Source organism: Longimicrobium sp. (assembly GCF_036280135.1).
Taxonomy (GTDB): domain Bacteria; phylum Gemmatimonadota; class Gemmatimonadetes; order Longimicrobiales; family Longimicrobiaceae; genus Longimicrobium.
Map to the genome: position 1 here is coordinate 1 of NZ_DASURI010000426.1, position 7882 is coordinate 7882.

Below are 7882 nucleotides of genomic sequence, written 5' to 3' on the forward strand. Positions count from 1 at the left end.
TCGCGGTAGCTGGGCAGGCGGTCGCCCACGTTCAGCCGCCCCGTGTGAATGCCCGCGATCACCCGGTCCCGCACCAGGTTCGTGAGCCGCTCCTCCGCGAACCGATCAATGCTGCGTGCCATCCGTTCCCTGGATCAACCGTGACAGTGGAATCCCCTTTCCGATCATCTGTTGCAAATTCCGTGACAGGGTATGGCTCTTGCGCCAGGGCACGCACCCGGGACCGTCATCTCGCCGCGCGCGTGCGGGCGGGAGCCGGTTCCCCCGAACCCCCTGAAGGACCCCATGAAGCGACACCACCTGGCCGTCTCGCTCGCCCTGATCGCCGTTACGCTGGGCGTGGCCGCCTACCGTGGCGCCACCCGGGTGCCGGTCGCGCGCCAGGACGCCGTCGTGGCGTCGTTCCTCCCGGCCCCCGCCGGGGCAGACTCGGCGGTGGCGGCGGACGGCGCGGGCACGCGCGCGGAGTGACCGCGTCCCCGCTCGTCCTGGTGGCGGACCACGACCCGGATGCACGGCACATTCTCACCTCCATGCTCCGGCACCTGGGCGCGTCCGTGATGGAGGCCCAGGATGGAGAGCAGGCCCTGCGGCTGGCCCGGGCGCATCCGTTCACGGCCATGGTGAGCGAGTACCTGTGGTGCGCCGACGGGCGTCCGCTGCACCGCTGCCTGCGCGGCAGCCCGGACCTGGCGGGCGTTCCCCTCTACGTCGTCACGTCGGACCCCAGCGAGGGCCGGCGCGCCGCGGCCCTGCGGACGGGGTGCGCGGCCGTGATCCTCAAGCCCATCCCGCCCAGCGTGCTGGCCGCGCTGGTGCTGGGGCGCGGCGGCCGCGCGGGAGACCCGGGCGCGGGCGGACGCCGATTTCCCACGCCCGGCGCCGCTTCCCCCCAAGGGGATGAGATCGGATCCGGAAAAGCAGTTGTTTCCTGAGGGGCCCTCGCGAGCTCGAACGTGCATGGATGCGTGCGGCCCCGAAGGATCTTCCCGCCCTGGCAAGGCCCCCGTCCGTTCGCGAAGTCCCTGCCCCCGCGAAAGGAGATCCTTCCGTCGCGTCCACGGCCTTGTGAGCGGGCGGGATCCTGCGCGGCGCTCCCTGAATAGAAAGAATGGGTCGGTTCCAGGCGTTCGGCCGCCATCGCGCGAGCGCCCCCTCCGGGCTCGCGGAGCTCGCCCACCTCCCCCCAAAAAACCTAGGGGAGGTTGAACTGCGGTGGCTTTCATCCCGCAGGGTGCGCGCAGCGCCGAATGACTCAGGAAATCAACGCCGATGCGCAGTGTTTATGCGCGTTCGGGATGATGGGCGGATGGGAGCGATCGCTCGGCTCCCATCGCGCCGTGAAGGAAAAACGACGGCCTCACCCCGCGCGCGGAGTGAGGCCGTCGTCTTCCCTCCGCCACGGAGGCGCTACGCCGTGACGAGCGTGATGGGCTCGCCCTCGGGCACGTGCTTCATGCTGACGGAGTTGATGCAGTAGCGCAGGCCGGTGGGCGGAGGGCCGTCGGGAAAGACGTGGCCCAGGTGCCCGTCGCAGCGGGCGCAGCGCACCTCCGTGCGCACCATGCCGTACGAGCGGTCCTGGTACTCGCTGACCGCGTCGCTGGAGACGGGCGTGGTAAACGACGGCCAGCCCGTGCCCGACTCGAACTTTTCGCCGGACTTGAAGAGCGGGTTGCCGCACGCCGCACACACGTACGTGCCCGGGTCCTTGGTCCCCAGAAAGCAGCCGCCCCAGGGCGCCTCGGTGCCGTGCTGCCGCAGCACCGTGAACTCCTCGGCCGTAAGCCGCTTGCGCCACTCCTCGTCGCTCAGCCGCAGCTTGTCCGTCATCCTCACCTCGTCCCTTGTCTCTGATTCCCGATGTGCACGCGCGTTCCGATGCCGCGCACCCGCAAGGTATAAACCGGACCCGCCGTCGCGTGCCCCGTGTGGAAACGCGGTGCAGGGAGGTTTGGATGAGACGGGATTCCGATCCGCCGGCCTGGACGCGCGCCGGGCACGGACGATCTTCTTGCAATGCGCTGGCGTTGGATCGAATAATGACCGCGGGCTGGCGGATCCCCCTCGGGAATGATCGCGCATCGGTCCATCCATTCATGCACACCCTCCATTTCTCACCGCGCGAGGTCACCATGCGCAGAACCATGTCCCTCCTCCTGCTGGCCGCCGGTCTCGCGTTTCCCGCGACGGCCCACGCGTGGAACAAGTCCGGCCACATGCTCACGGGCGCGCTCGCCTACTATCAGCTGCGACAGTCAGACCCCGCGGCCATCCCGCGCATTATCGAGGTGCTCCAGCAGCACCGGGCCTGGTCGCAGTGGATGGACGCGCTGGAACGTGACGCCACGGCCGGCCCGCAGGACCGCGACCTGTTCGTGTTCATGTACGCGGCGCGATACCCCGACGACTTCAAGTCCGAGGCGGGGTACAACGAGGATGTCTTCAGTCCGCAGCACTACGTGGATTTCCCGTTCAAGCCCGCGGGCCAGCCCGCCTCGGTCCACACGCAGCCCCCGGAGGCGATCAACCTGCTGCAGGCGTACCCGGCGTACGTGGGCGCGCTGGCAAGCGCTGACAGCAGCCCGGCCGCGAAGGCGCTGGCGCTGAGCTTTCTGTTTCACCTCACGGGCGACGTTCATCAGCCGCTGCACGCCGCGCAGCTGTTCACGACCCGCTATCCCAACGGGGACCAGGGCGGGAACCTGTTCTACATCCGCCTTCCCGACGGGTCCCGGCCCAAGCTCCACTCGTACTGGGACGGCATCGTTATCCGGTCCGATCGATTCGCCGACGTTCGGGCGGCCGCGCTGGCGCTGCTCGCGGACCCGGCACTCGCGCGGGAGACGTACGCGGAGCTGAGCGATGGAAGCGTGCAACACTGGGCCCAGAACGAGAGCTTTCCGGCCGCGGTCCAGACCGCGTACCGCAACGGGACCCTCCGCGCCTCGACCACGGAAGCGAATGCCCGCCTGGTGCCGGATGGATACGTCGTGGATGCCACGCGGACGGCGCAGCGGCGTATCACGCTCGCCGGCTACCGCCTGGGGGATTTCCTGGGCACCACGTTCTGAGCCCACGACACGGCTGACAGGCTCCTGATCCGGTGCGGCCCTCCCGGATTGCTTCTTGCCCCCGCCCTCCGCCTGACGGAGGAGCGGGGCGATGCGTTTCAGGGGAGAGCGGCGGATGAGCGAAAAGACGGTTGCGGACTTCCTGGTGGAGCGGCTACGGGCGTGGGGCGTGCGCCGGATGTTCGGCTATTCGGGCGACGGAATCAACGGCATCCTGGGCGCCCTGCAGCGCGCGGGCGAGCCCATCGAGCTCATCCAGCCGCCGCACGAGGAGCTGGCCGCGCTCATGGCCAGCGGCTACGCGCGGTTCAGCGGCGAGGTGGCCGTGTGCATGGCGACGAGCGGGCCGGGCGCCATCCACCTGCTCAATGGCCTGTACGACGCCAAGCTGGACCACCATCCCGTCGTGGCCATCATCGGCCAGCAGCCCACGACGGGCATGGGCGGCGGCACGCAGCAGGAAGTCGACCTCCTCACGCTCTTCAAGGACGTGGCGAGCGCGTACGTGCAGCAGGTCAACGCGCCGGAGCAGGCGCGCCACGTCATCGACCGCGCCTTTCGCGTGGCCCACGCGCGGCGCACGGTCACGTGCATCATCCTCCCCCACGACGTGCAGGCCGCGCCGGCCGTGGACGAGCCGCCGCACGATCCCAAGCACCAGCACTCGTCCGCCGGCTACAGCGCGCCACGCGTGGTCCCCGCGGAAGACGACCTGCGCCGCGCGGCGGAGGTGCTGAACGCGGGCCGAAAGGTGGCGATCCTCGTCGGGGCGGGCGCGTTGGGGGCGGCGGCGCAGGTGGAGGACGTGGCGGAGCGGCTGGGCGCGGGCGTGGCCAAGGCGCTGCTGGGCAAGGCCGTGCTGCCGGACGACCTGCCGTGGGTCACGGGCTCCGTCGGCTGGCTGGGGACGAGCGCCAGCAACCGGATGATGACGGAGTGCGACACGCTGCTGATGATCGGCTCCGGCTTTCCCTACACGGAGTTCCTGCCCAGGGAAGGGCAGGCGCGCGGGGTGCAGATCGACATCGACGCGTCCATGCTGGCCCTGCGCTACCCGATGGAAGTCGGTCTGGTGGGCGACGCCGCGCAGACGCTGGCCCTGCTCGCGCCGATGTTGGAACGGAAGGAGGGTCGGGGCTGGCGCGAACGGATCGAAGGGTGGAAGAAGGAATGGGAGCGGACGGTGGACGAGCGCGCCGACGCCCCGGCCCATCCGGTCAATCCGCAGCGCGTCATCCGCTCGCTCTCGGAGCGGCTGCCGGACGGGGCCATCCTGGCGGCGGATTCCGGCAGCGCGGCCGTGTGGCTGGCGCGCAACGTCCGCATCCGCCGTGGGATGATGGCGTCCGTCTCCGGCACCCTGGCGACGATGGGATGCGCGGTCCCGTACGCCATCGCGGCCAAGCTGGCGCACCCGGATCGCCCCGCCATCGCCATCGTGGGCGACGGCGCCATGCAGATGATCGGCCTCAACGCGCTGCTGACGGCTGCGCGGTACCGCGACCGCTGGACGGACCCGCGGCTGGTCATCCTCGTGCTGAACAACCGCGACCTGAACTTCGTGACGTGGGAGCAGCGGGCCATGGAGGGTGCGCCCAAGTTCCCCGCCACGCAGGACTTGCCCGACCTGCCGTACGCCGATCTCGCGAAGCTGATGGGGCTGGACGGCGTACGCGTGGAGTCGCCGGACGAAGTGGATGCCGCGTGGGAGCGGGCGCTGGCGGCGGACGGGCCGTTCGTCATCGACGCCGTCGTCGATCCCAACGTGCCCACGCTGCCGCCGGAGATGCAGGACGAGCAGCGCACGATGATCCGCCAGGCGCTCGAGGCTGGCGACCCCGATGAGGCGGGCGTCCGCGCGCAGCTGCAGGCGCAGGGCTACGAGCTTTGAAACCAACTGCTTTCTCACGCAGAGGGAGCAGAGGCAGCAGAGTACCCCGGTCCGCGCGGATGTCCGGGTATTCTGCTGCCAATCGCGTCATCCTGGGGAGCCGCCGCGTGGTCCTGACCCGCGCGTAATCCGTGGCGGCGACGAAGGATCTTGTGTGCGAGACGAGAGGCCGGCCCCGGAGCGCGGGGGCCGGCCTCGTGTGTTGACCCCTCGGTCCGCCGGCGCTCCGCGGGACAGGAACGATGTGTTTCCTTGCGCCCGATCACTTCGCGGGCATGTATTGCCGAGGACCGTCATGACGTTTTCATCACCACAGACACGTGTCTCGTTCATTGAAAGGACCGCACAATGAGCTACCACCTGACTCCTGACCCCAGGGCGCCCGGCAGCTACAGGGTCAGCCATGGCGAGCATCATCCGGGAGAGTTTCGATTCCTGTTTCTCCATGGGAGCGGGTTCCTGGCGGCCGCGGCGGTGGGCTTCGGGCTGTTTTACCTGGGAATGCATCCGGTATTCGCGTTCCTGTGCAGCGTTGGCGCCTACCCGCCGGTGCACATCGCGATCAACAGGATGAATCGGCTGGCGCGGGCATTCGGGTTTGCCCTCCTCTACATGGCCGCGGCGTTCTGGCTCCTGGAGCAGGTGGGAGTGGAAGACTGGATCTGGATCGGGGCGATCGAGACGCTGATCGGCGGGGTGGTCGGCACGCTGGGCTACAAGTACGACGAGTTCAGGGAGGCGTTCGCCTTTCCCGATCCGGCCCCGTCGGACCTGCCCGCCCCCGGGATCCTGGCGGGGACCGGATGGTTCTGCAGGATCAGCGCGATCCTCATCCTCGTGGGGATGTTGGCGGAGATCGTCCTGGGCCTGGGGATGGACGGCTTCGATTCGTTGGCCATCCTGGCCCGGGAGCTCCCGCTGGGCGCCGTGCCGGCGGCGCTCCTGTGGGGCGCGAGCCGGTGGCTGTTCCGAAAGGCGTCCGCCGCGCGGATCGCCGCCGCCAGCCTGGCCTAGAGAGAGAGCGGCATCGTCCCCCATCGAAGCTGTCCCAGCGTCTGGCACCGCACCCCCGTTCCTCGCCCAAGCCCGCCTCCGTGAGCCGCACGGGCCGGCCCCGTGCGCAGGCTGGCCCTTACGACGTATTCTCACGCAGAGGCGCGTAGGGCGCAGTGAACTGCAACAGACGTGGGGAAGGGGAGATGGAGATCGTGCTGACGGCCATCGCGCGGGTGGAAAGCCCGCGCGCGGGGCTGGAGGACGACGGCTGGGGCGACGTGGTGTCACGCATCGTCCTGGAGCCGGGGATGCCGGGCGAGAGCCTGCTGGGGCTGGACGCGTTTTCGCACGTGGAGGTGGTATTCCACTTTCACCGCATCGCGGAGGACGACGTCACGCGGGGCGCGCGGCATCCGCGGGGGAACGCGGCGTGGCCGCGCGTAGGCATCCTGGCGCAACGCGGCGCGCCCCGGCCCAACCGGCTGGGCTGCACCATCGCCGAGGTCGTCGCGGTGGAGCCACGCGCCCTCGTGGTGCGCGGGCTGGACGCGGCGGACGGCACGCCCGTGCTGGACGTGAAGCCGGTCATGGCGGAGTTCCTGCCGCGCTCCCCCGTCCGCCAGCCCGCCTGGTCCACCGAGCTCATGCGCGCCTACTGGCACGCGCCGGACTGACGACAGACTACTCTCCCAGGTCCCGGATTGTCATCCTGAGGAGCCGCCGCGCGGTCCTGCCCCGCGCGTGGTCCATGGCGGCGACGAAGGATCTTGCCCGCAAAGCGACAGGCCGGCTTCACTGCGTCGTGCCATCCTCACGCTTCGCACACAAGATCCTTCGGTCGCGCCAAAGTCCTGCGTGTGTTCACGTTACGCGCGGCGCTCCCTCAGGATGACGCAGGCGCGTGGTGGCCTGGGAGAAGGGCTGGCGCTGAATTAGATCCGCCGTTATCACCGTCAGGCGCCTCGTGCCACTCGAGCACCTCGGGGGCCGCCGAAGCGGGAAACGTCAGCGCGTGCATGCGGTCTGGTCCGGATCCTGGGATTCGGCGGATGCGATCCATCCGCGTCCCAAGCTACGCGCCCGGCGGACGGGCGCATACGGCGGGTTGACGCGGGGCGGGCGGATGCGTACCGTTGGGGCGCCTGCCACCCGGCGTATCCGATGGCGGCGTCCGCATCCGCGGCGCCGTAGGACGCCCGCCGTGGCCGGCCTGCGTCCCCGCGCCACGGCGTGCCTCCAACGGACGCGGGGAGCCGCACCGATGACCGACCTCGCCGCAGTCAGCCTCACCTCCACGGGTGAGGTTTCCCGCTTCATCCGCCACCACTTTCGCCACTTCAACGCCGCCGCGCTCGTCGACGCCGCCGAGGGCTGGCGTGCGCACCTGCACGGGGGCGGCCGCATGCTCGTGACGCTGGCCGGCGCCATGAGCACGGCGGAGCTGGGCCTTTCGCTGGCGGAGATGATCCGCCAGGGCAAGGTGCACGCGATCTCGTGCACGGGCGCCAACCTGGAGGAAGACATCTTCAACCTCGTGGCGCACGACCACTACGCGCGCGTCCCCAACTACCGCGACCTGACCCCGGCGGACGAGCAGGCGCTTCTGGAGCGCCACATGAACCGCGTGACGGACACCTGCATCCCCGAGATGGAGGCCATGCGCCGCATCGAGTCCGCCGTGCTGCGGGAGTGGGTCGCGGCGGACCAGGCGGGCGAGCGGCTGTTTCCGCACGAGTTCATGTACCGCATCCTGCGTAGCGGCGCCCTGGCCGAGCACTACCAGGTGGACCCGCGCGACTCGTGGATGGTGGCCGCGGCCGAGGCAAATCTGCCGATGTTCGTCCCCGGCTGGGAGGACAGCACGCTGGGCAACATGTACGCGGGCCACGTGATCAGCGGCGACGTGCGCAACGTGCACACG

The 7882-nt window shown here is 69.9% G+C and carries 8 protein-coding genes; 7 read left to right on the forward strand and 1 reads right to left on the reverse strand.

Features of this window, described 5'->3' with window-relative positions; genetic code table 11:
• The first annotated feature begins 285 nt into the window (after positions 1–285).
• Entirely contained in the window at positions 286–471 is a 186-nt protein-coding gene (locus tag VFZ20_RS13685; protein WP_329684454.1) for a hypothetical protein, read from the forward strand.
• Complete coding sequence (locus VFZ20_RS13690) at positions 468–935, forward strand: response regulator (RefSeq protein ID WP_329684455.1); 468 nt, start codon at positions 468–470, stop codon at positions 933–935. Before VFZ20_RS13685 ends, VFZ20_RS13690 begins: the two co-directional genes overlap by 4 nt.
• Positions 936–1410: 475 nt before the next feature.
• Here the strand turns inward: VFZ20_RS13690 and msrB are convergent, their stop codons facing one another.
• Positions 1411–1833, reverse strand: a complete 423-nt coding sequence (msrB, locus tag VFZ20_RS13695; RefSeq protein WP_329684456.1) for a peptide-methionine (R)-S-oxide reductase MsrB — start codon at positions 1831–1833, stop codon at positions 1411–1413.
• A 302-nt stretch (positions 1834–2135) separates the two neighbouring features.
• Here msrB and VFZ20_RS13700 point away from each other — a divergent pair, with 302 nt between their 5' ends.
• The 5 genes from VFZ20_RS13700 to VFZ20_RS13720 form a co-directional block, all read left to right on the forward strand.
• On the forward strand, positions 2136–3074 hold the full coding sequence (locus VFZ20_RS13700; protein ID WP_329684457.1) for a S1/P1 nuclease: 939 nt from the start codon (positions 2136–2138) through the stop codon (positions 3072–3074).
• A gap of 115 nt (positions 3075–3189) precedes the next feature.
• Positions 3190–4965, forward strand: coding sequence for a thiamine pyrophosphate-requiring protein (locus VFZ20_RS13705; protein ID WP_329684458.1), 1776 nt, complete (start codon positions 3190–3192; stop codon positions 4963–4965).
• Between the two features lie 348 nt (positions 4966–5313).
• Positions 5314–5979, forward strand: coding sequence for a hypothetical protein (locus tag VFZ20_RS13710; protein WP_329684459.1), 666 nt, complete (start codon positions 5314–5316; stop codon positions 5977–5979).
• Positions 5980–6164: 185 nt separating this feature from the next.
• Positions 6165–6635 carry an SAM-dependent methyltransferase gene (locus VFZ20_RS13715; RefSeq protein WP_329684460.1) on the forward strand — a complete coding sequence of 157 codons (471 nt, stop codon included), beginning with the start codon at positions 6165–6167 and terminating at the stop codon, positions 6633–6635.
• A 587-nt stretch (positions 6636–7222) separates the two neighbouring features.
• A partial coding sequence (locus VFZ20_RS13720) for a deoxyhypusine synthase family protein (protein ID WP_329684461.1) occupies positions 7223–7882 on the forward strand: 660 nt, incomplete at its 3' end.

Bases quoted from the DNA above. Each gene is read 5' to 3' on its own strand.
- VFZ20_RS13685 (WP_329684454.1), top strand. From the start codon at position 286: ATGAAGCGACACCACCTGGCCGTCTCGCTCGCCCTGATCGCCGTTACG.
- msrB (WP_329684456.1), bottom strand. From the start codon at position 1,833: ATGACGGACAAGCTGCGGCTGAGCGACGAGGAGTGGCGCAAGCGGCTT.
- VFZ20_RS13700 (WP_329684457.1), top strand. From the start codon at position 2,136: ATGCGCAGAACCATGTCCCTCCTCCTGCTGGCCGCCGGTCTCGCGTTT.
- VFZ20_RS13705 (WP_329684458.1), top strand. From the start codon at position 3,190: ATGAGCGAAAAGACGGTTGCGGACTTCCTGGTGGAGCGGCTACGGGCG.
- VFZ20_RS13710 (WP_329684459.1), top strand. From the start codon at position 5,314: ATGAGCTACCACCTGACTCCTGACCCCAGGGCGCCCGGCAGCTACAGG.
- VFZ20_RS13715 (WP_329684460.1), top strand. From the start codon at position 6,165: ATGGAGATCGTGCTGACGGCCATCGCGCGGGTGGAAAGCCCGCGCGCG.